21 protein-coding genes are annotated in these 25,068 nt (G+C 74.8%); 13 read left to right on the forward strand and 8 right to left on the reverse strand.

Annotation, left to right across the window (positions count from 1 at the left end; all coding sequences use genetic code 11):
- Positions 1-5 precede the first annotated feature (5 nt).
- Positions 6-521, forward strand: a complete 516-nt coding sequence (locus UXQ13_RS11755) for a hypothetical protein (protein ID WP_336392339.1) — start codon at positions 6-8, stop codon at positions 519-521.
- 46 nt (positions 522-567) lie between these two features.
- Here the strand turns inward: UXQ13_RS11755 and UXQ13_RS11760 are convergent, their stop codons facing one another.
- Entirely contained in the window at positions 568-1,053 is a 486-nt protein-coding gene (locus tag UXQ13_RS11760; RefSeq protein WP_336392340.1) for a GIY-YIG nuclease family protein, read from the reverse strand.
- Between the two features lie 99 nt (positions 1,054-1,152).
- On the opposite strand from UXQ13_RS11760, the gene UXQ13_RS11765 reads away from it, so the two are divergent.
- Positions 1,153-1,443, forward strand: coding sequence for a hypothetical protein (locus UXQ13_RS11765; protein WP_336392341.1), 291 nt, complete (start codon positions 1,153-1,155; stop codon positions 1,441-1,443).
- A 90-nt stretch (positions 1,444-1,533) separates the two neighbouring features.
- Here UXQ13_RS11765 and UXQ13_RS11770 read toward each other — a convergent pair whose 3' ends face one another.
- Both UXQ13_RS11770 and UXQ13_RS11775 read right to left on the reverse strand, forming a co-directional pair.
- Positions 1,534-2,526, reverse strand: a complete 993-nt coding sequence (locus UXQ13_RS11770) for a CU044_5270 family protein (protein WP_225235164.1) — start codon at positions 2,524-2,526, stop codon at positions 1,534-1,536.
- A complete protein-coding gene (locus UXQ13_RS11775) occupies positions 2,523-3,047 on the reverse strand; it encodes an RNA polymerase sigma factor (protein ID WP_336392342.1) in 525 nt (174 codons plus the stop codon). The genes UXQ13_RS11770 and UXQ13_RS11775 overlap by 4 nt, the downstream gene beginning before the upstream one ends.
- Positions 3,048-3,237: 190 nt before the next feature.
- Between UXQ13_RS11775 and UXQ13_RS11780 the strand changes: the two genes are divergently transcribed.
- Entirely contained in the window at positions 3,238-4,323 is a 1,086-nt protein-coding gene (locus UXQ13_RS11780; protein ID WP_336392343.1) for a hypothetical protein, read from the forward strand.
- Here the strand turns inward: UXQ13_RS11780 and UXQ13_RS11785 are convergent.
- From UXQ13_RS11785 to UXQ13_RS11805, 5 genes are all read right to left on the reverse strand, one after another.
- Positions 4,289-4,540 (reverse strand): hypothetical protein, encoded by a 252-nt coding sequence (locus UXQ13_RS11785; protein ID WP_225235161.1) that lies wholly within the window; start codon positions 4,538-4,540, stop codon positions 4,289-4,291. The two genes, UXQ13_RS11780 and UXQ13_RS11785, sit on opposite strands and share 35 nt — an antisense overlap.
- 42 nt (positions 4,541-4,582) lie before the next feature.
- The gene (locus UXQ13_RS11790; RefSeq protein ID WP_225235160.1) at positions 4,583-5,311 is read right to left on the reverse strand and encodes an HIRAN domain-containing protein; all 729 of its coding nucleotides are present in this window, start codon (positions 5,309-5,311) and stop codon (positions 4,583-4,585) included.
- A gap of 10 nt (positions 5,312-5,321) precedes the next feature.
- Positions 5,322-6,242 carry a HipA domain-containing protein gene (locus UXQ13_RS11795; RefSeq protein ID WP_225235159.1) on the reverse strand — a complete coding sequence of 307 codons (921 nt, stop codon included), beginning with the start codon at positions 6,240-6,242 and terminating at the stop codon, positions 5,322-5,324.
- Between the two features lie 240 nt (positions 6,243-6,482).
- The gene (locus UXQ13_RS11800; protein ID WP_336392344.1) at positions 6,483-7,226 is read right to left on the reverse strand and encodes an IclR family transcriptional regulator; all 744 of its coding nucleotides are present in this window, start codon (positions 7,224-7,226) and stop codon (positions 6,483-6,485) included.
- Between the two features lies 1 nt (position 7,227).
- Entirely contained in the window at positions 7,228-8,652 is a 1,425-nt protein-coding gene (locus UXQ13_RS11805) for an APC family permease (protein ID WP_336392345.1), read from the reverse strand.
- Between the two features lie 179 nt (positions 8,653-8,831).
- On the opposite strand from UXQ13_RS11805, the gene UXQ13_RS11810 reads away from it, so the two are divergent.
- From UXQ13_RS11810 to UXQ13_RS11855, 10 genes are all read left to right on the forward strand, one after another.
- Entirely contained in the window at positions 8,832-10,298 is a 1,467-nt protein-coding gene (locus UXQ13_RS11810) for an APC family permease (protein ID WP_336392346.1), read from the forward strand.
- 11 nt (positions 10,299-10,309) lie between these two features.
- Positions 10,310-12,214, forward strand: coding sequence for a primary-amine oxidase (locus UXQ13_RS11815; protein ID WP_225235154.1), 1,905 nt, complete (start codon positions 10,310-10,312; stop codon positions 12,212-12,214).
- A complete protein-coding gene (locus UXQ13_RS11820; protein ID WP_225235153.1) occupies positions 12,211-12,561 on the forward strand; it encodes a hypothetical protein in 351 nt (116 codons plus the stop codon). Before UXQ13_RS11815 ends, UXQ13_RS11820 begins: the two co-directional genes overlap by 4 nt.
- A gap of 129 nt (positions 12,562-12,690) precedes the next feature.
- Positions 12,691-13,887: an FAD-dependent monooxygenase gene (locus tag UXQ13_RS11825; protein ID WP_336392347.1), complete on the forward strand. Its 1,197-nt coding sequence runs from the start codon at positions 12,691-12,693 to the stop codon at positions 13,885-13,887.
- Between the two features lie 226 nt (positions 13,888-14,113).
- Positions 14,114-14,935: a hypothetical protein gene (locus tag UXQ13_RS11830; RefSeq protein WP_336392348.1), complete on the forward strand. Its 822-nt coding sequence runs from the start codon at positions 14,114-14,116 to the stop codon at positions 14,933-14,935.
- Between the two features lie 70 nt (positions 14,936-15,005).
- On the forward strand, positions 15,006-17,186 hold the full coding sequence (locus UXQ13_RS11835; RefSeq protein WP_336392349.1) for a putative bifunctional diguanylate cyclase/phosphodiesterase: 2,181 nt from the start codon (positions 15,006-15,008) through the stop codon (positions 17,184-17,186).
- Between the two features lie 26 nt (positions 17,187-17,212).
- Positions 17,213-19,417, forward strand: coding sequence for a putative bifunctional diguanylate cyclase/phosphodiesterase (locus UXQ13_RS11840; protein WP_336392350.1), 2,205 nt, complete (start codon positions 17,213-17,215; stop codon positions 19,415-19,417).
- A 94-nt stretch (positions 19,418-19,511) separates the two neighbouring features.
- Complete coding sequence (locus UXQ13_RS11845; RefSeq protein ID WP_336392351.1) at positions 19,512-20,954, forward strand: DUF3375 domain-containing protein; 1,443 nt, start codon at positions 19,512-19,514, stop codon at positions 20,952-20,954.
- Complete coding sequence (locus tag UXQ13_RS11850; protein ID WP_336392352.1) at positions 20,951-21,616, forward strand: DUF4194 domain-containing protein; 666 nt, start codon at positions 20,951-20,953, stop codon at positions 21,614-21,616. Before UXQ13_RS11845 ends, UXQ13_RS11850 begins: the two co-directional genes overlap by 4 nt.
- Positions 21,613-25,068, forward strand: coding sequence for an ATP-binding protein (locus tag UXQ13_RS11855; protein ID WP_336392353.1), 3,456 nt, complete (start codon positions 21,613-21,615; stop codon positions 25,066-25,068). The genes UXQ13_RS11850 and UXQ13_RS11855 overlap by 4 nt, the downstream gene beginning before the upstream one ends.

Here is a 25,068-nt window from a genome sequence, read left to right on the forward strand (position 1 = left end):
CCACGATGACGCAGCACGTCCAGGACCAGTCCGCACGAGCAGCACGGGCCCAGGAGGGTGTCCTGCGGACGCCGCTCCTCCGCCGTCCTGCCGCCTGGGGAGCAGCGGCGACCGTCCTGGCCGCCTTCGTCCTGGGTGGTTGCGGCAGCGACGAGCCCGCCGCCACCAGCGCGGCGACCTCGGCCAGCACCGCCGCCCCGACCACCGAGGCGCCCGCGACCACGCCGGCACCCGCCCCGGCACCCGCACCCGCGGTCACCCCCACGACCGTGGCAGCGCCGGTCGTGGACTTCGCCATGCCCGACCTCGTCGGCACCGACCTGCAGACCGCCCAGGACACCATCCAGACCTACGGCGTCTTCCTCACCGTGTCCCACGACCTGCTCGGCACCCGCAACCAGGTGCTCGACTCGAACTGGATCGTCTGCGACCAGAACGTGGCGGCCGGGCAGCAGGTCACCGGCGAGGTCGAGGGCTCCATCGACTTCGGCGTGGTGAAGCGCGAGGAGGGCTGCCCCTGACGCAGGGGCCGGCTAGGTCCTCGCCGCCTGACGCAGCCGCCGGCGCTCAGCGACCGGCGGCCTTGGCCGCCTCGCGCCAGCGGCGGCGGGCGTCGGCCACGAAGCCGTGCAGCGGGTGCGCCTTGTTCTCCGCCTGGTTGAGCGGGGGCTCCAGCTCGGCGATGACGTCGGACTCCACCGTCCACGGCTCGGCGTGCTCGGCCCAGCTGACGTGCAGCGTCTGCGCCATCCAGTCCGACAGCGCCAGCTCGTCCTTGTTCACCAGCACAGGTCGCGTCGTCCACCGGCTCTTCCAGCCCTGCTGCTCGGTGAGCAGCGCGGCCAGGGAGCGCCGCAGCGTCGACGACCCCGTCGTCCCGCGGATGTGGTCACCCACCACCCGCGAGCGCAGCGTCGCCGCCGACGTCGCCCCGCTGGGCGCGATGCCGACGTACAGCAGCTGCACCGGGGCGGTCGGGTGCCGCGGGCCCGAGATGCCGGGCAGTGCGCCGAAGCGCCCCCACCAGGCGTAGATGCCGGGCACCGATGGCACCGCCGTCATCGCTTCCGGTACCGGCACGGGCAGGGAGTGCAGCGCATCGACCACGGGGTCCACGACGGACAGTCAACCCTGGCCTCCTACGGTCGAGCGGTGCCTCCCTCCCCCGACCCGGCCGTGACCGGACGCCGGTCGATCCTGGTGCGGGTCCTCGGCGGGGTCGGCGTGCTCGGCATGGCCAGCCCGCTGATCTGGGTGGTGGCGCTGGCCGTCATGTGGTTCGTCGCGCGGGACCAGCTCGACGGAGGGCTCGTCTTCACCGTCTTCGGGACGACGCTGCTGGCGATGGTGGTCGGCGTCCTCCTGTTCGGCCTGGCCGACCGGCTCGACCAGCGCGGCAAGGCCCCCGCCGGCGAGGACGACGCAGCCTCCGAGCTGCCCTGACCCGGGGGTGTCCGCACATCCCTCAGGGTGTGCGGTCATCGCGATGCGCGGACACCCGCAGGGACGACCGGACACCCCGGCCGGAGATGCTCAGCCGACCAGGTCCTCGGCGTCCGGCACCGTGCCGGCGGAGTCGGCGACCCCGCGGGCGAGCACCGCGGTCAACCCGGTGAGCGTGCCGGCCGGACCCATCGGACCGTCGGCGACCAGGTACTCCCGCGCCCCCAGGTAGGAGTGCGTACCGGCGTCGAAGATCCACTCGTGCCGCTGGCCGTTCCGCACCAGGGCCACCCCGATCCCGGCGCGGCCGGCGGCGTCCTGCGCCCCGGGTACGACCTCGACGCCGGGGATCAGCGCCACCGCGCGGTAGAGCGCAGCGTCGACGGCGGGTGGGGCCAGGCTCTCCTGCAGCAGGCTCCCGATCGCGAGGAACGCCGCGAGGTCGTCGGACGCGGTCGCCCGCACCTGGTCCAGCAGCTGCTGCGGGTCGGTCGGGAGCTGGGCGAGCACCTCGTAGCGGGCGGGATCGCCCCCGCCGCCGAGCTCGAGGTTCAGCCGGGTGTCCACGCCGTCCTCGCGGATCAGGCCGATCCCGCCGTCCGGCTCCTGCGAGAGCCAGACCTCCCGGTCCTGCAGCCCCTCGAACACCGCCGGCCCGGTGCCCTCGTAGGCCGGGGTCGCGTCGATCGAGGCGCTCAGGCTGCGCACGTACACGTACTGGTCGGCCTGCGGCACGGGCACCGACGCCGCCGCTGCGGCCGTGGCGATCTCTCCCAGGACCTCCGGCGTGCGGGCGGCGTTCCCGGCGAGCACCTCGACGGTCGCCGGGTCGGCAGCGGGCTCGCGGGTCGGCGGCGTCCCGGACACCAGGACGGCGACGACGGCGGCCGCGGCGACCACCCCCACCGGCACGGTCAGCACCGGCCACCACCGGCGCCTCCGCCGGACCGGGGCGCCGAGGCCGTCGTCCACCCGGGACCGCAGCCGGGCGAGCTGGGCGACCTCGGCGACGGTCGGGGCACCGCTGCCCACCGGGTCGGCCTCGCAGAGGAGCAGGTCCAGGTCGTCGGGGGTGCGGCTCATCGTCGGCCTCTCTGGGGTGCGGCGTCCGGTACGGGGGTGGGGTCGGTCTCGGCCAGCACGGCTCGCAGGCGTTGCCGGGCCCGGTGCAGCCGGACCCGCAGGGCGGCCGGGGAGCACCCGAGCACCTCGGCGGCCTCGGCCGGCGACAACCCATCCCAGGCAATGAGCGTCAGCAGCTCCCGGTCGTCGTCGCGCAGCTGGGCCAGCGCCCCGGCCACCGCCTCGCCGGCCCCGGGTTGGGGCGATGGCTCCCGCTCGGCGACGTCGGCCGCCCGGGACAGCAGGGCCGCGCGCCGGTCCCGCGCCCGCAGGTGGTTGGCCGCCACCCGGCGCGCGATGGCCAGCAACCACGGCAGGGCGAACTCCGGCGCGTCGGTCTGCCGTCGCCAGGCCACCGTGAACGTCTCGGTGACCACGTCGTCGACGTCGGCAGGGTCCACGCGGCGACGGGCGTAGCGCAGCACGGCCAGCGCGTGCTCCTGCCAGAGCTGCTCCAGCCGCACCTCCGCCGCGGAGGTCATGCCCGTCGTCCTGCTGCTGCGCCCACGTCGGGGTCAGTGTCCGGCAGACCCGCCCGCGTTACAGGGCGGCCCGCGTCGTCCTCGGGCGAGGATGTTGGCGAACACAGCTCGGCAGTACGGCATGCACGTCAACGGCGCTCACGAGCAGAGGACGACGTGGATGTCAGTGGTTCGAACTAGCGTTCGATCCATGCAGACGACCCCGCCCGCGGAGCTCGACGAGCTGATGTCCAGAGCCGCAGCCACCCTCTCCTCCGGCCTGCGGAAGGGACTCGAGAGTCCGACGCCCGGCGCCCTGCTCGGCATGGCGTCGATGCTGCTCGCCCTCTTGAGCGCCCCCGAGGTGGATCCGGGCAACACGACTGCCGTCGTCCGCGGGCTCGCGGCGCAACATCGCCCCGAGGCCTCAGCAGGCGCGCTGGCGATCGCCACCCTTGCCGACGACGCTGGTCTGCGCAGGTGGGCCCGTCGAGACTTGGCTGACCGCGGGTACGCCGTCCCACGATGGCTCGCCGAGCTGCACCGCGCCGCCCCGTCCGGTCGTGCGTTCGAGATCTCCGGTCCGTTCCGCGACCGCGACGACCTCGTCGTCGGCGTCACCCTCCCGACCGGACACCCGCTCACCGCCGTCGTCCGGATCGACAACGAGTTCGGCGGTCGGGCTGTCGGCGGCGCCCTGTTCGAGCTCCCTGTCGACGAGACGCTCGAGCACCTCCAGCCTCCCGACGACGCGGACGTCCACATCCGCAACATCGACGCGGCCGACGCCCGCGCCCGCATCGCCGCGAGCTTCAGCCACATCGATCTCCCACTCGCCTCGCGAACGGACTGGCACAGCCAGCGACCTCTCGTGCGCTGGCTGCTGACCCGCCTGCCGACCGGTGGCGAGCCACGAGTGCCCGGCCAGGTCGACGACGTCGACGTGGACCACGTCCTCCGCCGGTTCCTCGCGAGCCCATGGGGCCGGCCGTGGGTCCGAGGCCACTTGTCCGCTTTGGCCGAGCACGTCCTCGGCGACGGCCTGGCCAACGGTCTCGGCGACCCGCTGCTGTGGGCGCCGCACCACGTGGCCCGCCTCCTCGACCCGACTCATCGCCACATCGACGCGGACGAGCTCGATGCAGTCCGCACCCCCGAGCTGCTGCGCGACCTGATCCGCTACGGGCACGGCGAGCGCGGCCTACGACAGGAACTGACCGACAGGTCACTGCGTGAGGTCGACCGGTGCGCCGACGCATTCATCAGATCGGTTCGAGCCCGGGAGGAGGCAGCGTGAGCGCGGCAGGACCGCTCCCCGCGCCGGCCACGTCCATCCGGACCACGAGCCGGGCCTTCCACGCCTGCGCGAGTTGCCTCCTGACGATGGCATCGGCGTCCTTCGCGACAGCGGCAGCACGGCGGTCTTCGCCGTCGACCGGGTTGAGCAGCATGGCGGGGACGCTTCCCCCACCGACGAGGTCCAGGACTCCTTCGACGAGGAACCGGGCGGCCACCCGGTCGGCGTCGTCATCACCGCCTCGGTCGCCACCGGTTGATCAGTCGACGGTCTCCCACGCATCACCGGTGAAGGGCTGCTCGTCCGGATCGGCCTGCCCCTCCAGGCGCACGAGCAGCCGCAGGCGACTGCCCACCTCCGGACCGTTCACCCGGACGACCGACAGCCGGACGTCGTCGACCGAGTGGACGAAGTCCAGCAGGACGTCCGGGACATAACCGAGCGGCTGGTCGTCACCCTCGACGACGAGTACGGCTCGTGCATTCGTCCAGTTGTCGGGGTCAGGCCTGAGGAACAGAGCGTCGCCGACGCACAGTCGGCCAACCCGTTCATCGGCACCCGGCACGTGCCGCATGCCGTGCACGAGAAAGGTCGCGTGCGTGCTGCCGTCGGCGGCGACCTCGGGGATCGGCAGCAGCATGATGCCGTCGCCTGCTCGCTGCCCCCCGGATCGCGCGAGCACCTCGAGCGGGGTCACGTCGCCCGACAGGTCGAGCGCGGCCAGGTACATCGGGTGCTCAGGGCGACGCGGGTCCATGATCCGCTCCGCGAACAGAGGGAAGAGGCCGTCGGAGCGGTAGGAACGGCCGGTGTCGGAGAACCCGAGGAAGGGCCGGAACCCAGGGCGTGCAACGGCCGACCGGAGGTAGTGGAACGTGTACTGGCCCGCGGTGGGTGCACCCAGGACCCCGACCGGGCGGTAGAAGCCCTCGGCATCCTTCTCCGTGACCATCAACCGGTGGTGCTGGACGTGGGCGCCGCGCACCACGGTCGCGATCTCATCGACAGTCATCGAGCACCCTCCTCCGGTTGATGACCAGCAGTTGTTCGCAAAAGGTACGAGCAGGGTCCGACATTCGCGGTATTCCGTCGAGTGCACCACGGATGTCGTCGAGCTCCACCGCTTCCAGGGTCGACAACCAGTGCGCCCGGGCCGCCGTTCCCGCCTGGTCCAGTGCATCCGCAGCGACCGCGGTCAACGGGACCCTGGCACCGTCCTCGAACTTCCTGGCGAAGGCCTTGTCGGCGTACGCCGCCAGGCCGACGGAGTCCGCGGCCAGCGCAGCACGACGCGCCTCCGTGAGCGACGAGCCCAGCGCGGCACCGTGGTCGTAGGACGCAGCCAGCGTGACGACGCCGTCCTCGTCACGGAGCACCGCCCAGTTCTCCTCGTGCCGGTCGAGGTTGCCGATCCACGCGTCGAGCACCAGGTAACCGGCCAAGGCGGCCACGGCCGTCGGGACACCTGATGCCCCCGTCGGTGGACCCACGTCGAAGGCACGCAGCCGGTCGACGATGTTCTGGACCGAGTGCCCGACGTGGTTGCGGGGTGGCCGCCCGCGGCTGTCCCGGTATCGATAACCCGGGATGTCCGCCAGCAGGTTGGCACCGTTCTGGAACTCGGTCGACGGTTCCGCGAGGTCCTTGCAGACGACACCCGGTTCAGCCCCGTCCCCGCGCCGCACGTGGGCGAGTTCGACCTCGGCACACGGGACCCCGATCAACGACGCCAGCCGCTCGGCCGCCTTCTCCGACCAGTCCTCCCCCTGGAGCTCACCGGTCGCCGCAGCCCTGCGCGTGGCCTTGTACAGCCACTGGACGCCGTTCGGGTCGCGCCGCCACTGGTTCGCCCCGCTGCCGCGGGCCTCGATCTGGATCGTCTCCCAGTCGCTGACATCCACCTCGATCGCCTCGGCCACGGCGCGACGGTAGCCAGCAGGTCCGACACCGCGCCGGGTTCGGAAGGGCCACGCACGTCCCGCGCACCACCAGCACCGAGCTGTGTCCGCATCGAGAGCGTCCGCGAATTCCTGTGGGTGAGCGGGCCCTGCGATGGGCGCACACCCGCAGGGATCCGCGGACACCCCGGGTCGTGGGTGATCCCTGACGGTGGCGGGGCGGTGCAACGGCCTCGCACCGTGCAGAACGACCGCCGACCCCTACGACAGCAGCGGCGCCAGCTCCGCCGCGCAGAGCCGCGCCGCGTCCAGGCACTCCACCGGCACCTCCCCGCGCGGTGAGCTGATCGCCACCGCCGCCACCAGCCCGCCGGAGGCATCCAGCACCGGCACGGCCAGGCAGGCCACGCCGACGTGCAGCTCGCCGCTCTGCCCGGCCCAGCCCTGCGCGCGGACCTCGTCCAGCAGCAGGTCCAGCCGGTGCACCCGGGTCACCGTCGCCGGGGTCACCGCGGCCAGCCGGGCCGTGCCCGGCAGCAGCTGCCAGTCCGGGACGGCGGCCAGCAGCAACCGGCCGGCCGCGCTCGCGTGCAGGTGCCGCTCCACCAGCGCCACCGCCCCCAGCGGCAGGTCGGGGTCGACGTCGACCACCTTCAGCGACCTCGCCCCGTACCGGACCAGGTGCACCCCGGCCCGTACCCGGCCGCGCGCCTGCGCCAGCACCGCCCGGGCCGCAGCGGGCGGGGCGACCGGCGTCCCCGCGCCGAGCAGGCCCTCCACCCGGGCGCCGAGCGCGAACCCGTGCAGGTCGGGCAGCCGGACCAGCCACTCCTCCCCCACCAGCAGGTTGAGCAGCCGGTAGGTCGTCGCCGGCGGCAGCCCGAGCTCCTCGGCCAGCTCCCCCGCGGTCACCCCCGGCCCGGCGCCGGCCACCGCCTCGAGCACCTCCAGCGCCGAGCGCACCGCCTGCGGCTGGCGGCCGGTCACCCCGCGGTCGACGTCCACCTCAGCGGTCCCGTGGGGCGAGGACCGAGCCCGTGGTCGCCGAGTCGTAGACGCCCACCCCGGTCAACCGGTCCGGATCGCGCAGCCGCCAGAACAGCCACAGCAGCGGACCGCCCAGCCACAGCACCACGAACACCCCGACCACCGCCCCGCCGAGCAGCACCGCGCCCAGCAGCACCAACGAGCCCAGCACCGCGGCCAGCACGCCCCCGACCAGCGGGCCCGGGGTCAGCTCGTCGATCCGGCGCAGGAACCGGGGCATCGCCGCGCAGGCCAGCACGTAGGCCAGCAGATAGCCCATCGCCGAGACGGTCAACGACCCGGCCAGCACCGTCCGCGGCGCGACGCCGGCGGCCAGCAGCACCACCGGGACGCCGGCCACCGGCGGCAGCACCGACAGCAGCGCCACCCACGGCGTGCCGAACCGCCGCGACGTCCGCCCGGCCGCGGCCGGCAGCACCCGCTCCCGGCCCATCGAGAACAGCACGCGGCCCAGCGCGTTCACCGAGCCGGTCACGCAGGCGAAGAACGACGCCACGATCCCGGCGTCCAGCAGGCCGGACAGCACGCCGAGCCCCTGCAGGTCGGCCAGCCGGCCCACCGGCACCGCGGAGTCCAGCACGTCGGCCGGCGCCGTCCGCAGCAGCAGCACCTGCGCCGCCCCCGCGGCCAGGAACAGCACCCCGGCCACCACCGGCGTCCACAGCACCGCCCGCGGCACGGCCACCAGCGGACGGCGGGCCTCCACCCCCAGCGTCGACGCGCTCTCGAACCCCATGAACCCGGCCACCGCCAGCACCGCGCCCACCGCCAGCCCACCCGGACCGGGCGTCGCCGTGGTCACCTCGTTGACCGCCCCGGTCCCCCGCTCCAGCACCACCAGCGCGGTGAGGACGGCGACCACCAGCGCGATCGACACCACCTCCAGCGCCAACGCGACCCGGGCGGACAAGGCGATGCCCCGCAACGTCGTGGCGACCGCGGCCACCCCGAGCAGCGCCGCCAGCAGCGCCGAGCTCAGCGGGGTCGGCGCGAGCCCGAGCAGCGACCCGAGGTAGGCACCCGCCCCTGCCAGCGCCGACACCCCGACCGAGGCATAGCCGATCACCAGCGCCCAGCCCGCGACCAGCGCACCGCCTGGGCCCAGGCCCTTCGCGGTGTAGCTGTAGAGCCCGCCGACCGCGGCCATCCGCCGGGCGAACTGGGTCAGGCACCAGCCGACCCCGACCAGCAGCGCGGTCGCGGCCAGCAGCACCCACGGCGTCGCCGCCCCGGCCGGCACCAGCACCAGCGCCGGGACGGCGACCATGGCCGCCGAGGGCGCCAGCGCGGACACCGACTGGGCCAGCACCTCCACGAAGCTCAGCCGCCGTCGGCGCAGGCCGGCGACCGGTGACCGGGCCGGGAGCGTGGCAGGCTGTCGCACGTCGGCAGGCTAGAGGTGGCCGGTGTCCCGTGGGCGATCCGCGAATGAGAATGGTGACGCGCAACACTCCCGATCGGCGTCGCACGGACGTCGTCGGAACATGACGCGGCGGTAACCGGCGTCACACCGGATCGGGCCAGGGTTCCGGGCAGTCCTGTCCCGCTGCCCCAGGAGCCCCCGTGGCCACCACCTCAGATCCGGCACCACCGACCACCGCTCCCACCGACCACCGCCTCTCCGGCAAGCTCGGCGTCGGCGCCATCGTGTTCATGGTCGTGGCCGCCGCCGCGCCGCTGACCGTCGTCGCCGGCACCGTGCCGATCGGCATCGCCGCCGGCAACGGACCGGGCTACCCGGCCACCTACCTCGTCTCGGCGATCGTGCTGGCCTTCTTCGCCGTCGGGTTCACCGCGATGACCCGGCACGTGCCGAACGCCGGCGCCTTCTACTCCTACATCGGCGTGGGCCTGGGCCGCGGCTGGGGCCTGGGCAGCGCGCTGGTCGCCCTGGTCAGCTATGTGACCGTGCAGGGCGCCGTCTACGGCTACATCGGCTTCGCGCTTGGTGGCCTGGTCGAGTCCTACGGCGGGCCGTCGCTGCCCTGGTGGCTGTGGACCTTCGTCGTCATGGCCGTCACCGGCGTGCTCGGCTTCCGGCACATCGAGCTGTCCAGCAAGGTGCTCGGCGTCCTGCTGGTCGCCGAGGTCGGCATCGTGCTGCTCCTCGACGCCGTCGTCGTCGGCAAGGGCGGCACCGACGAGGGCCTGTCCAGCGCGTTCCTCAACCCGACCGAGGTGCTCTCGGGCGCCCCCGGGCTCGGGCTGATGTTCGCCATCGCCGGGTTCATCGGCTTCGAGGCCACCGCGATCTTCCGCGACGAGGCCCGCGACCCCGACCGGACCATCCCCCGCGCCACCTACGCCGCGCTGGCGATCATCGGCGTGTTCTACACCGTCAGCGCCTGGGCCGTGGTCAGCGCCTGGGGCGACAGCGCGGTGGTCGCCGAGGCCGCCGCGGACCCCGGCAACATGCTCGTGGTCACGGCGCAGAACTACCTGGGGACGGCGGCCGGCGACGTCATGCAGGTCCTGTTCATCACCAGCCTCTTCGCCGCGGTGCTGAGCTTCCACAACGTGCTGAGCAGGTACTTCTTCTCCCTCGGCAACACCGGCGTCGTCCCGGCGTCCTTCGGCCGGAGCCACCCGACGCACTCCTCGCCGCACGTCGCCTCGCTGGTGACCACCGTCGTCGGCGCCGTCCTCATGGCGGCCAGCGCGATCGCCGGCCTGGACCCGGTGCTCGAGGTCTTCACCTGGCTGGCCGGGATCGCCAGCGTCGGCATCGTCGGGCTGATGCTGCTGGCCTGCGTCGCCGTCCTGGTGTTCTTCCGGCGCACCGGGGTGGACCGCCGGCCCTGGCAGACCGTCGTCGCACCCGCCCTGGGCGTGCTCGGGCTGACCGCGATCCTCGTGCTGCTGGTGCAGAACCTGCCCCTGCTCATGGGTGGCTCGACCGCCCTGGGCGTCGGCGCCGGCGTCCTGCTGCTCGTCGCCCTCGCCGCCGGGTTCGTCCTGGCCAAGGCCCGTCCGTCCGCCGCCCGTGACCTCGTCCGCGCCACCCGCGCGGACGCCGCCCCGCAGATCTGAGGAGACCAGCGATGACCACCACCGAGAACCGCACCGCCACCCACCCGCTGTCCCGGATGACCGCCGAGGAGATCGAGATCGCCCGCGGGCTCGTCGCCGACGCCGGCCTGGTGCAGCCCAGCACCGTGTTCGTCTACGTCGGCCTGGCCGAGCCGCACAAGCGCGACGTGCAGGAGTTCACCCCCGGCAGCCCGGTCGAGCGCCGGCTGCGGCTGCTGCTGCTGGACCGCGCCACCGGCGCCGGCCGCGACGTCCTGGTCTCGGTCACCGCCGGGACCGTCGTGTCCGACACCGAGATCGACGGCGTCGCCGACGGCCAGGTGCCGATCACCGATGCCGAGTTCGAGGCGATCGAGCCGATCCTTGCCGCCGACGAGGGCTGGGTCGCCGCGATGGCCAAGCGCGGTCTGGACGTCGCCGACGTCCGCGCCGTCCCGCTGTCGGCCGGGTCCTACTACCCCGAGGAGCACGGGCACCGCGTCGTCCGGGTGCTCGGCTTCCACCAGGCCGACCCCGACGACCTGCCCTGGGCGCACCCGGTGGACGGCGTCGTCGCCTACGTCGACATCACCCGCGGGATCACCACCGCCGTCCACGACCACTTCGACCTGCCGGTGCCCGCCGAGCGCGTCTCGCTGGAGGGCACCCCGCGCGACCTCAAGCCGATCGAGATCACCCAGCCCGAGGGCCGCTCGTTCACCCTCGAGGACGACGTCGTCCGCTGGGCCGGCTGGGAGTTCCGGATCGGCTTCGACGTCCGCGAGGGCCTGACCATCAACCAGCTCTCCATCGACGGCCGGTCGGTCGTGCACCGTGCCTCGATCGCCGAGATGGTCGTGCCCTACGCCGACCCCTCACCGGTCCGGTTCTGGCAGAACTACTTCGACACCGGCGAGTACCTCTTCGCCCGGTACACCAACTCCCTCGAGCTGGGCTGCGACTGCCTCGGCGACATCCAGTACCTGGACGCGACCATCGCCGACGAGACCGGCGCCCCGCGGGTCATGCGCAACGCCATCTGCATGCACGAGGAGGACTACGGCGTCGCCTGGAAGCACACCGACATGTTCACCGGGATGGCCGAGACCCGGCGCTCGCGGCGGCTGGTGGTCAGCTTCTTCACCACGATCGGCAACTACGACTACGGCTTCTACTGGTACCTCTACACCGACGGCACCATCCAGCTGGAGTCCAAGGCGACCGGCGTGGTGTTCACCTCGGCCTACCGCGGCGAGGAGCACCCCTACGCCACCGAGATCGCCCCGGGCCTGGGTGCGCCGTTCCACCAGCACCTGTTCTCCGCCCGGCTGGACATGGCCGTGGACGCCGCCGACGGCTCGGGCAACACCGTGCACGAGGTGGACGCCGTCCGGGTGCCGATGAGCGACACCAACCCCTACGGCAACGCCTTCACCCGCTCGCTGACCCCGATCACCCGGGAGTCCGAGAGCGGCCGGTCCACCGACGCCACCAAGGGCCGGACCTGGCACGTCGTCAACCCCGGCAAGACCAACCGCCTGGGCCAGCCGGTCGGCTACGCGCTGCACCCGGAGAACGCCCCGGTCCTGCTGGCCGACGACGAGAGCTCCATCCACCAGCGGGCCACCTTCGCCACCAAGTCGCTGTGGGTGACGGAGTACGACCCGGCCGAGCGCTATCCCGCGGGCGACTTCGTCAACCAGCACCCCGGGGCGGCGGGTCTGCCCGCGTTCATCTCCGGCGACGCCCCGCTGGAGGACACCGACGTCGTCCTCTGGCACACCTTCGGGCTGACCCACTTCCCGCGGCCGGAGGACTGGCCGGTCATGCCCACCGACTACGCCGGCTTCGTGCTGAAGCCGGTCGGGTTCTTCGACGCCAACCCCGCGCTCGGGATCCCCGCGTCGACGTCCTCGCACTGCGCGGGCAAGGGGTGACCAGCGCGGTCGCCGTCCGGTCCGGGGCGCTGACACCGGGCCGGACGGCGGTGGCGCTGTCGCTGGTCTCGGTCGTCGTGCACGCCGGGCTGCTCGAGCGCGACTCCCTGGGCTCCTGGGCGATGGTCGGCCTGGCGCTGGCCTGCCTGCCGTGCGCGGGCCGGCTGTGGTCGGGCCCGAGCCGCGGCACCTGGGCCACCGTCGCGCTGCTGGACGCCGGGATGCTGGTGCTGCACGTCCAGCTCATGGCTGGCATGCACCACCACGGCGGGACGACGCTGCCGGTGTGGCTGATGGTCGCCCAGCTCGCCCTGGCCGCCTGGGGTCTCCGCCCGGCCCGCCGCTGACCCGTCCACGGCGTGGATCAGGTGGGACGACGACCGTGCATCCTCGGCCGCCGACGTCGGTGGCTGAGGATGCGCATCGCCCGTCGGAGCTGATCCACGCCGCGGAGGGCGGGCGCGCATGCTGGGCGCGTGCCCTCCCCCACCGTGCTCGTCTCCGGCGCCAGCATCGCCGGACCCACCACCGCCTCCTGGCTCGCCCGCGCCGGGTACGAGGTCACCGTCGTCGAGCGGTTCGCCGCCCTGCGCGACGACGGGCAGAACATCGACGTCCGGGGTGCCGCCCGCGAGGTGCTGCGCCGGATGGGCCTGGAGGACGCCGCGCTGGCCGCCGGGACCGGCGAGCAGGGCACCGTCTTCCTCGGCGAGGGCGGCCGCGAGCTCGCCCGGTTCCCGGCCAGCACCGACGACACCTCCGGGCCCACGGCCGAGATGGAGATCCTGCGCGGCCGGCTCGGGGAGCTGCTGCACGACCACACCCGCGACGCCGTCCGTTACCTGTTTGACGACCAGATCGCCGGCCTGGCCCAGGACCTGGACGGCGTGGACGTCAGCTTCGCCTCGGGCCGGGAGGAGCGGTTCGACCTCGTCGTCCTCGCCGAGGGGGTCAGCTCCCGCAGCCGCGACCTGGTGTTCCCGGCCGCCTCCCGCGAGTACCTGGGCATGGTCATCGCCTACCTGACCATCCCGCGGCAGGACGACGACACCGACTGGTGGCGCTGGTACGTCGCCGGCCGCGGCCGAGGGGTCAACCTGCGCCCGGACGACGTCGGCACCATCCGCGCCTCGCTCAACGTCATCACCGAGACCCGCGGCCTGGACGACCAGCCGCGGGAGGTGCAGGTCGCCGCGCTGCGCCGCGCGTTCGCCGGCGCCGGCTGGCAGACCGACCGGGTGCTCGCCGCCCTGGACGACGCCCCGTTCTACCTCGAGGACCTCGCCCAGGTGCACCTGGACAGCTGGTCGACCGGCCGGATCGCGCTGGTCGGCGATGCCGCCTGGTGCGCCACCCCGGTCAGCGGGATAGGCACCACCCTGGCGCTGACCGGCGCGTACACCCTGGCCGCCGCGCTGGCCGGGAACACCGACCACCGCACCGCCTTCGCCGAGTACGAGCAGCGGATGCGGCCCTTCGTCGACAAGGGCCAGTCGCTGCCCCCGGGCGTGCCGCAGGTCGCCAACCCGCGCACCGAGCTCGGCCGACGGGCCTTCGGCGCCGTCCTCCGGGTCGCCGCCAGTCCGCTCGCGGCCAAGGTCGGCGGGGTGGCCGGCCGGTTCACCACGCCCCCGGCCGACAAGTACGAGCTCCCCGCCTGGCCCGCCGCCTGACCCGTGCCGCAGCAGGTCACCGCGCAGTCATCGGGTCGCGCCACGACGCGACCCGATGACCGTGGGGTGACCTTTCTGCGGCCCCGGGACAGCCGGTCACCGCAGAGGGATCCGGTCACGGTGCACGGTGACCGGATCCCTGACGGGTGACCGCAGACTCACGCCGTCCGGGCAGACTCCGGCGTTGCAGGGTGACAGGAGCCCTGGAACGCGTGAGTCTGCGCGGGTGACCCGCTCCCGCGCCCTCGCCGTCCTCGGGTCCGTCATCGGGTCCGTCCTCGCCCTCACCGCCTGCGGGCCGAAGGACTCCCCTGCCGCACCCGGCGCCGACCCCGACGCGCTGGTGCTCCGGGTGACCCAGGGCGGCGGGTACACCGCGCCCGGCGCCGACCTCGGCCGGCTGCCGCTGGTCAGCGTCTACCGCGACGGCCGGGTGATCACCGAGGGCCCGGTCGTGGCGATCTACCCGGCCCCGGCGTGGCCGAACGTGCAGGTCACGAGGCTGGACGACGACGCCGTCACCGACCTGGTCGATGCCGCCCTGGACGCCGGGGTGACCGCCACCGGCGACCTGGGCTCCCCCGGCCTGGCCGACGCGACCACCACCACGATCACCCTGGTCACCGCGGCGGGCACCAGCACCCGCGAGGTGTACGCGCTGCAGGAGGGCCAGGGTGACCCCGCCCTGACCGCCGACCAGGCCGCCGCCCGCACGGCGCTGGCCGACCTGGTCGACCGGCTCACCGGTGTCCAGGGGGACGGCGAGTCCTACGAGCCCAGCGCGGTGGCCGCCCTGGCCGGCAGCTACGTCGCGGACCCCGACCTCGCGCGCGACCCGGTGACGTGGCCCGGCGCCCCCCTCCCCGGGGAGTCGGTGGCCCCCGGCATCGGGTGCACGGTGAGCGCGGGCGCCCAGGCCTCCGCCGTCCGCAGCGCCGCGCAGGACGCCGACGGGCTGACCCCCTGGACCGACGGCTCCGCCACCTGGGCGGTGACCTTCCGCCCGCTGCTGCCCGACGAGTCCGGCTGCGCCGACCTGGCCGGGTAGCACCCCCCCGAGCGGGTGAGGCGGCCGGTCCCGGGTCAAGGCCCGGTACCGGAACGCCGACAACCGGCAGGTGAGCGCCCCCACGAGCAGGTCCCGGGTGCCCGACGTCCTGACCGTGGGCGCCGTGGCGGCCCTGGTGCTCGCGTTCCTCCCCGCCACGCGCTCGGCGGCGGTCGTCGCGATCAGCCTGCTGGCCACCCTCGCCCCGCTCGTCGGGTGCCTGCTGCACCGCCCGGCCCGGCTGCTGCCGTGGGTCGTGGCCACCGGCATGCTCACCGGCTGGACCCTGTCGATCACCTTCGGCGCCCGCTGGCCCGTGCTCGGCGAGTACGCCCAGGACCTCGGCACGCTGTTCGGGGTCGGCCTGGTCCTCTACATGTTCACCCAGCACGTCCGGTCCCGTCCGGTGGACCGCCGCACCCACGAGCGCGCCGTCTGGGGGCGCCGGGCCGACCAGGTCACCCTCGTCCTGCTGATCGGCCTCGCGTCGGCCCAGGTGCTCACCACCGCGCGCGCCGCCTCGGCGCCGGCCAGCGCCTACTGGGCACCGCTGGACGTGCTGATGATCGCCGTCGTGCTGCGGTTCGCGTTCTCCCGGGCCGGGCTGACCCCCAGCATCCGGCTGTTCATCGCCGGCTGCGTGGCCGCCGGCATCTACGACGCCGCGGCCTCCACCACCGGCATCCGCCTGCAGCCGCTGGACAGCGTGCTGTCGGTCATCTGGGCGGTGTCGATGGCCTGCATGGTCGTCGCCGCCCTGCACCCGAGCATGGCCGTGGCCTTCCGCAGCTCCGCGCTGCGCCGGCTGCGCCCGGAGTCCGGGCGGGTGCTGGGCCTGATGGCGCTGGCCCCCGTCCCGCTGGCCCTGGCGGTGCTGCACCCCTCCGGCCGCCTGCCCTGGCTGGTCTACCTGGCCACCGCCTGCGTGGTCGCCACCCTGGCGATCGTCCGCGGCGCCCAGGCCCTGCTCTCCAGCGAGGGCCACGCCGGCCGCGACCCGCTGACCGGCCTGGCCAACCGCCGCGGCCTGCAGATCGCCTTCGACGAGCTGCTGCTCACCGCCCGCCCCGGCGCCGACCACGTCGGCCGGCTGGCCCTGCTGGACCTCGACGACTTCAAGGACGTCAACGACACCCACGGCCACGAGGCCGGCGACCACCTGCTCATCGCGGTCGGCGAGCGGCTGTCGGCCGCCGTCGGCGACACCGGCACCGTCGCCCGCTCCGGCGGCGACGAGTTCGTGCTGGTGCTGCGCCCCGACGCCCCCGCGGTGGCCGACATCGTGACGGCCGCGTTCGGCGCCCCGCTCGCCCTGCGCGGCCCGCTGCCGCACAGCTCCCTGGTCCGGTGCAGCGCCGGGTGGGTGCCGCTGACCGCCGCCAGCCAGCTCCCGCTCGCCCTCGCCGACGCCGACATCGCCCTCTACGTCAGCAAGGGCAGCCGCCGCGGCGCCGCCACCGAGTTCGCCCCCGCCCAGCGCGACGAGGTGCTCGGCCAGATCGGGCTCAGCGACGACCTGCGCCGCCTGATCGCCGGGGACGGTGACGCCGGCGAGCTGCTGCTGGTCTTCCAGCCGCTGGTGGACCTGCGCACCCGCCTCGTGCTCGGCTGCGAGGCACTCGTCCGCTGGCAGCACCCCACCCGCGGTCTGCTGGGCCCCGACACCTTCCTGCCCGTCGCCGAGGCGCAGGGCCACGGCGCCGCCGTGGACACCCTCGTCCTGCGCCAGGCCTGCCAGGTGGCCGCCCGGTGGGCCGAGCAGGGCCTGGACCGCACGGTCAGCGTCAACCTGGGCCGCTCCTCGATGACCGAGCCCGACCTCGCCGACCAGGTGCGCGACGCCCTGGCCTGCAGCGGCCTGGCCCCCCACCGCCTGCACCTGGAGATCACCGAGCACGACCAGCTCTCGGTCGACGCCGGGGTCGACGCGCTGCGCCAGCTGGCCGACCTGGGCGTCGCGATCAGCCTCGACGACTTCGGCACCGGCTACACCTCGCTGGCCTACCTGCAGCGCTACCCGATCACCCTGCTCAAGCTCGACCGCTCCATCACCGGCGCCGACGCCGGCGACGACCTGATCGCCGGCATCACCAGCCTGGCCGGGATCCTGGGCATGGCGGTGCTCGCCGAGGGCATCGAGACCGAGGAGCAGCACGCCCGGCTCGCCGCGTTCGGCATCGACGCCGGCCAGGGCTGGCTGTACGGCCGCCCGGTCCCCGCCGACCAGCTCGACGTGCTCCAGGCGACCTGATCCCCCCGGTGCGGGACCATGCCCCGGTGAGCACCCCCACCCGACGCGCCGCCTCGTCGGCCACCGGGGTGCTCGCCCTCGCCGTCGCGCTCACCCTCGTGCTGGTGCCGGCCGCTATCTGGCCGGCAACCCGGGTGTCCGCCGTCCTCACCGCGACCGCGCTGGCCGTGCTCGCCCCGCTGGTCGGCGTCCGCTGGCACCGGCCGCCGCGGCCCGGGCCCTGGCTGGCCGTGTCGGCGATGCTGGCCTGCTGGCTGGTGGCCCTCGCGCTGGCCACCTCCGCCCCGACCACCGGCGTCGTCGTCCAGACCGTGGGCATCGCGGTCGCGCTGGGCCTGTTCGGCGTGCTGTTCGGCCGGCAGCGCCGCGGCGGGCCCGACGAGCGCCGGCGGACGCGCCGCGAGACGTGGGGACGACGCACCGACCAGCTGGTGGTGGCCGCCGTCGTCGTCCTGGCCGTGGCCCAGTCGGTGGCCGCGGCGATGGCACCCGGGGTGCCGTGGGCCACCTCGGTCGCCCCGTTCGACCTGGTGCTGATCTGCCTGCTGCTGCGCTTCGCCGCCTCGCGCGCCGACCTGGGCCCCAGCATGCGGCTGCTGCTGGCCGGCGGGGTCGGCGCCGCGGCGTACGACTGCCTCTCGTCGGCCGACGGCGTCCGGCTGCCCGGCCCGCAGGCCGGCACCGGCGTGCTCTGGACGGCGGCCGTGTGCCTGTTCGTCGCCGGCTCGCTGCACCCGGACATGCGCACCGCGTTCACCGGCGCCCGGCTGTCCCGGCTGCGGTCGGAGTCCGCCCGCCTGCTCGGGCTGACCCCGCTGGTGCTGGTCCCGGTCGCACTCTGGCTGGTCGACGACGCCGGCCACCTGCCGACCACCGCCTACCTGGGTGCCGCGGCCGTGGTCGGTGCGCTGGCCATCGTCCGCGGCGCGCAGACCATCCGGGGCAGCGAGCAGCAGGCCCGGCAGGACCCGCTCACCGGGCTGGCCAACCGGCGCGGGCTGCGGATCGCCTTCGACGACCTGGTCCCGCCCGGCACGCCGGACGACGTCGTGGTCGGCCGGCTGGCCGTGCTGGACGTCGACGACTTCAAGCACGTCAACGACACCTACGGCCACGAGACCGGCGACCGCCTGCTGGTCGCGGTGTCGCTGCGGCTGGCCGCCGCGGTCGGCGAGCGGGGCACCGTGGCCCGCTCGGGCGGCGACGAGTTCGTGCTGCTGCTGCCGCCCGACGGCGTCGGCGTGCCCGAGGTGATCGCCTCGGCCTTCCGCGCGCCGGTGGTCCTCGACCGCGGGCCGACCGACCGGGCCCTGCCGGTGCGCTGCAGCGCGGGCTGGGTGGACCTCACCGGCGCCAGCGAGCTGCCCCTGGCCCTGGCCGACGCCGACGTCGCTCTCTACACCAGCAAGGGCGCCACCCGCGGGGCGGCGACCCGGTTCGCCACCGCCCAGCGCGAGGAGGTGCTCGGCCAGCTGTCCCTGGGCGCCGACCTGCGCCGCCTGGTCGCCGGCGAGCCCGACGCCGGCCAGCTGGTGCTGCTCTACCAGCCCCTGGTCGCGCTGCCCTCCCGCGTCGTGCAGGGCTGCGAGGCGCTGGTGCGCTGGGCGCACCCCGGCCGCGGGCTGCTGGGCCCCGACACCTTCCTGCCGGTCGCCGAGGAGCTGGGGCACGGCGCCGACGTGGACGCCTGGGTGCTGCGCGAGGCCTGCGCCGCGGCGCAGGCCTGGCCGGACCCGACCTGGACGGTCAGCGTCAACCTGGGCCGCTCGACGATGTCCGACCTGCGGCTGGCCGACCGGGTGCGCCGGGTGCTGGCCGACACCGGGCTGGACCCGCACCGGCTGCACCTGGAGATCACCGAGCACGACCAGCTGCCGGCCGACGCCGGCGTGCAGACCCTGCGCGAGCTGGCGGCCGCCGGCGTCGGGGTCAGCCTGGACGACTTCGGCGCCGGCTACACGTCAGTGGCCTACCTGCAGCGCTACCCCGTCTCGGTGCTCAAGCTCGACCGGTCCATCACCGGGCCGGACGCCGCCGGCGCCCTGCTCAGCGGGCTGGTCGGGCTGGCCGGTGCCCTGGGCATCAGCGTGCTGGCCGAGGGGGTGGAGACCGACGAGCAGTGCGCCCGGTTGGCCCGGCTGGGCATCGACGCCGGCCAGGGGTCGCTGTTCGGCCGCCCGGTCCCCAGCGACGAGCTGATCAGCACGCAGCGGGCCGGTAACCCCACGTAGCTCACTGGTCACACCTCGGAGCGCTGCCCGGGATTCCTGCTCGGCCGGACCTACTGTCGCCGCGATCAGGGGATCCGAGCGGGAGGGGTGGGGCATGCGGGTCGACGACAGCGTCGATGCCATCGCGGCGTTGCAGCAGCACGCTGCCTGGCGGCTGCTCCGGGCCGACGACGCCCCGCTGGTCATCGCCTTCCTGTCCCGGGTCTTCGTCACCGGCGGCGCGCACGGGCTGCCGGCCGGCGAGCTGGCCGACCGGCTGGGCGACCTGCTGGCCGACCTGGACGGCACCCCCCGCGCCCAGGTCGACGCCCGCGGCTACCTGGACGGCTGGGCCGGCCCGGACGGCGGCTGGCTGCGCGCCTGGTACCCGCCCGGCTCCGACGAGCCCGTCATGGACGCCACCCCGGCGGCCGAGCTGGCCATCGCCTGGGTGGCCGGGCTGGCCCCGCGGCCGTTCGTGGACACCGCCGCCCGGCTGGACTCCGTCGTCGACCTGCTCCGCTCCCTGGCCTCCGGGGACGGAGAGCCGACTCTCCAGCGCGACCGCTACCTGCACCTGGCCCGCACCGCCCGAGGCCTGCTCGCCGATCTCCGCGCGGTCGAGGCGGCCTTCCGCGACCGCGACCGCGAGCTGCGCGACCGGATCGCCGGCGGGGACGGCTCCCTGGCCCTCGACGTCGCCGCTGGCCGCCGCGGGATCGCCGACGGCGACCAGGGCCGCAGCTTCTTCGCCTGCTACGACCGGCTGCTCTCCCCGCGCCTGCAGGAGGAGCTCACCGACCTGCTCACCCGGGTGCACGCCCTGCCCGCGCTGCGCACCTGCGCCGACCCGCAGCTGCGCCGGGTGCAGCACGACCTGGTCATCGCCGCCGAGCACACCCGGATGGTGCTGCGCGGGCTGACCGAGGGCCTGCGCTCGGGCCTGGACGACCGGGTGTGGCGGGAGAACCGCCGGGTGCTGGAGCTGCTCGGCGGCATCGAGCAGTGCGCCCGTCGGCTGTCGGCCGGCCTGACCCCGCTCGACGGGTTCGCCGTTGAGCTCGACGACCTGGCCCCCACCGTCGTCCTGCCGGTCGAGCGCCCGCTGTACGCCCCGCCGCGGCGGGCCGCGGTGGACAGCGCCCGGCCCGACGCCGGCGACGAGGACTTCGCCGCGACCGCGCTGTTCGGCCAGGTCCAGGTGGACCCGGTGCCGCTCACCGCGCACGTGCGGCGCGCGCTGCTGCAGCGCCCGCGGGTGGAGCTGGCGACCGTGCTCGAGCAGCACCCCCTGCAGCACGGCCTGGCCGAGCTGATGGCCTACCTGTCCCTGCGCGACGACGCCTTCGACGTCGTCTTCCCGCTCCCCGCCGACGACGACGTCCCCGACGACCGGGACGACGACGACACCGTCAGCTGGACCGACCCCGACGGTCTCCCCCGCAGCGCCACCCTGCCCCGCGTCGTCTACGCCCGCCGGGACACCGGTCCCCGCGCCGGCAGCACCCACCCCGCCGGCCGCCGTGCGCGGCTGATCCCCGTGGAGGACCCCCGATGACCGCCCTGCTGCCCGAGCTCGACGCCGCTCCTGCCCGCGCCGAGCTCGACCTGCCCCTGGTGGTGACCACGCTGATGCGCGGTGTCCTGTACCGGGAGAGCTCGCCGGAGGTCTGGCGGCACCTGACCGCCCTGCAGTCCGACCTGCGCGACCACGTCGCCGTCCTCGGGCTGGTCCCGGTGGTCGACGAGCGGGAGGGCTACGCCTTCCTGCGCCAGCGCCCCGAGGACCCGGGCACCGAGCGGCCGCTCCCCCGGCTGGTCGCCCGCCGGTCGCTGTCCTTCCCGGTCAGCCTGCTGCTGGCCCTGCTCCGCCGCGAGCTGGTCGTGGCCGACGCCGGCGACGGTGGCCGGCTGGTGCTGACCCGGGCCGCCCTGGTCGACCTGCTCGCGGACTTCCTGCCCGACCCCGGCCGGCGCAACCGGCTGGTGGAGCAGGTCGACGGGCACATCGCCAAGGTCGTCGAGCTGGGCTTCCTGCGCCGCATGCCCGGACCCGACGGCGGGTTCGAGGTGCGCCGCGTGCTCAAGGCCTTCGTCGACGCCCAGTGGCTCGGCGAGTTCGACGCCAAGCTCGCCGAGTACGCCGGTCAGCACCCCGCCGCCGCCTCCGGCGCGTTCTCCGCCGCCTTCTCCGCCGACATCGAGGAGGACCTCCTGTGACCACCACCCCGCCGGTGCCGCACCTGCTGCTCACCACCGAGGACGACGCCCCCGGCACCCGCGCGGGCTTCCGGCTGGACCGCCTGGAGATGCTCAACTGGGGCACCTTCGACCGCCGGGTCTGGACGCTGCGCGCCGACGGCCAGAACACCCTGCTCACCGGGGACATCGGCTCGGGCAAGTCCACCATCGTCGACGCGCTGAGCACGCTGCTGCTGCCCGCGGCCCGGGTCTCCTACAACGAGGCCGCCGGCGCCCCCACCCGCGAGCGCGACCTGCGCTCCTACGTGCAGGGCCACTGGCGGGCCGAGCGCAGCGACACCACCGGCGCCCCCCGCACCGTGGGCCTGCGCCCGGGCAGCACCTGGACGGCGCTGCTCGCGGTGTTCCGCAACGAGGCCCTGGACGAGACCGTCACCCTCGGCCAGGTGTTCTGGCTGCGCTCGGGCGAGGTCGGCCAGCCCGACCGGTTCCACCTGGTCGCCGACCGCGACCTCTCGATCGCCGGTGACCTCGCCGAGTTCGGCAGCGACCCGGCCGCGCTGCGCCGCCGGCTGTCCGCCCGGGTCGACGTCGAGGTGTTCGGCACCTTCACCGAGTACGGCCGGGTCTACCGCAACCGGCTGGGCATCGCCTCGGAGCAGGCGATGGACCTGTTCCACCAGACCGTCTCGATGAAGGCCGTCGGCGACCTCAACGGCTTCGTCCGCGACCTGCTGCTCGAGCCCGGGGACTCCGCCGGCTGGGTGGACCGGCTGCTCGGCCACGTCGACCAGCTCACCCGCGCGCACGACGCCGTCGTCACCGGCCGCACCCAGCTGGCCCAGCTCGCGCCGGTGCTCGCCGACGCCGACCGGCACGCGGTGCTCACCGAGCAGATCGTCACCGTGGACGCCGACCTGGGCGCGCTCCCGGTGTGGGCCGACCGGCTGCGCGAGAAGCTGCTGTCCGCGCAGGCCACCACGCAGCGCGCCGAGGTCGCGGCCACCGACCGGGCGCTGAGCCAGGGCATCACCAACCTGGACCTCGCCCGCGCCCGCGAGCTGTCGCTGACCATGCAGCGCACCGGCAACGGCGGCGAGCGGCTGCGCTACATCGACGAGCAGCTGCTGGACCTCGAGGTCGCCCGCCGCGAGCGGCGCACCCGGGCCGGCACCTTCGCCGGCCTGCTGGAGGCCACCGGCCTGGACCCGGTCACCGACGTCGAGGACTTCGTCGCCCGGCGCACCGAGATCGCGCAGGCCCTGTCCCGCGCGGTGGACGGCGAGGCCCAGGTCGAGGAGCGGCTGGCCGAGGTCGAGGTGGCCCTGGCGTCGCTGCGCTCCCGGGCGGCCGCGATCGGCCACGAGCTGACCGGTCTGCGCGGGCGCGCCGGCGTCGTCCCCCGGGACTCCCTGCGGCTGCGCGACCGGCTGGCCGCCGCGCTGTCGGTGGACGCCGGCCTGCTGCCCTTCGCCGGCGAGCTGGTCCGGGTCTCCCCCGTGCACGCCGAGTGGGCCGGTGCCGCCGAGCGGGTGCTGCGCGACTTCGCACTGACCGTCCTGGTGCCGCACGAGCACTACGCCGCGGTGACCGCCTGGGTCGAGGAGCAGGACCTGGGCGCGGAGCTCGCCTACCTGGCGCTGCCGGCCCAGCTGCCAGCCGCCTCGCCGATGCCGGCCCCGCAGTCGCTGGCCGCCACCCTCGAGGTGCGCTCCAGCCCGCTGGCCGCCTGGGTGGAGACCCAGGTGGCGCTGCGCGCGCCGCACCTGCGGGTCGACGACATCGAGGAGTTCCGCCGCACCCCGGTCGCGGTCACCCGCACCGGCCAGGTCAAGGACCGCACCGGCCGGCACGCCCTGGACGACCGGCACCCGATGGGCGACCCGCTGCACCAGGTGCTGGGCTGGGACAACGCCGGCAAGGTCCGCGCGTTGGGCGCCGCGGAGAACGCGCTGCTGCCCCAGCTCGGCGAGCTCTCCGCCGCCCGGGACGCCGTCCGCGCCGAGCGGGCCCGCACCGTGGCCCGCGGCCGGGACCTCGCCCAGCTGTCGGCCTACGACAACTGGAAGGCGCTGGACTGGCAGGGCGCCATCCGGCAGATCGCCGAGCTCGGCCGCGAGCGGGACCTGCTGGTCGCCGCCTCCGGGGTGCTCTTCGGCCTGGACGGCGCGATGGACGACCTGCGCCGCGACATCGTCTCGCTGGCCTCGGCGCAGGCCACCCTGCAGCAGCGCCGCGGCGCCGCCGCGCACGCCCTCGGGGAGACCTTCCGCGTGCTGGAGGGCGTCCGCCGCCGGCTGGCCGCGGCCGGCGCCGACGACGCCCGGGACGCCGTGCCCGCCCGCCAGGCCGTGGACGACGGCTCGGCCGTCGCCCGGGCGCTGCGGATCGACCGTGCGCTGACCGCGCCGGAGCGGCTGGACCGGCGCGGCTGGATCGCCTCCTCCCCGCCTGGCGACCTGGACGACGTCGACGAGCGCGAGCGCACCCTGCGCGCCGCGCTGGAGCGCGAGCGCACCACGCAGACCTCGGTGCGCGCCGAGGTCGAGGCCCGGATGGTGCGCGCCATGGCCGCCTTCCGCGCCCAGCACCCGGCCGCCGCGACCGGCCTGGACGCCTCGCGGGACGCCGCGGACGCCTTCCGCGAGCTGCACGAGCGGCTGCGCACCGACGAGCTGCCGCGCGCCGAGGCGACCTTCACCGCCTGCCTGGAGCAGGACACCGTGCGCGACATCGCCGGGTTCCTGGCCGAGCTGGAGCGGCGGGCCGCGCAGGTGACCGAGCGGATCGAGGCGATCAACGGCTCGCTGCACGACATCGACTACCACCCGGGCCGCTACCTGGCCCTGGAGGCCCGGCGCAGCGGCGCCCCGGAGATCGAGGACTTCCGGGCGGACCTGCGGGCCTGCACCGAGGTCGACGACGCCGACCCGGAGCTGCGGTTCGCCCGCATCGCCCGGATCGTGCAGCGGCTGCGCGGCCGGGCCGGGCACGCCGCCGAGGACCGCCGCTGGGCCCGGACCGTCACCGACGTCCGCACCTGGTTCGTGTTCTCCGCCATCGAGCGCTGGCGGCACGACGACGCCGAGCACGAGACGCACACCGACGCCGCGGGCAAGTCCGGCGGGCAGAAGGAGAAGCTGGCCTACACGGTGCTGGCCGCCTCGCTGGCCTACCAGTTCGGCATCGACCCGGCCGCCCACCTGGCCCGCAACTTCCGCTTCGTCGTCATCGACGAGGCGTTCGGACGGGGCTCGGACGACTCCACCCGGTTCGCCCTGGACCTGTTCGGCCGGCTGGGCCTGCAGCTGCTCGTGGTCACCCCGCTGCAGAAGATCCACGTCATCGAGCCCTACGTGGCCTCGCTGGGCTACGTGGACAACCAGCAGGGCGACGACTCCCGGCTGCAGTGCCTGACCGTCGAGGACTACCGCACCCGCCGGGCGCTGGCCCGGTCGGTCACCGCCTGA

The organism is Klenkia terrae (assembly GCF_037083865.1).
Taxonomy (GTDB): Bacteria; Actinomycetota; Actinomycetes; order Mycobacteriales; family Geodermatophilaceae; genus Klenkia; species Klenkia terrae.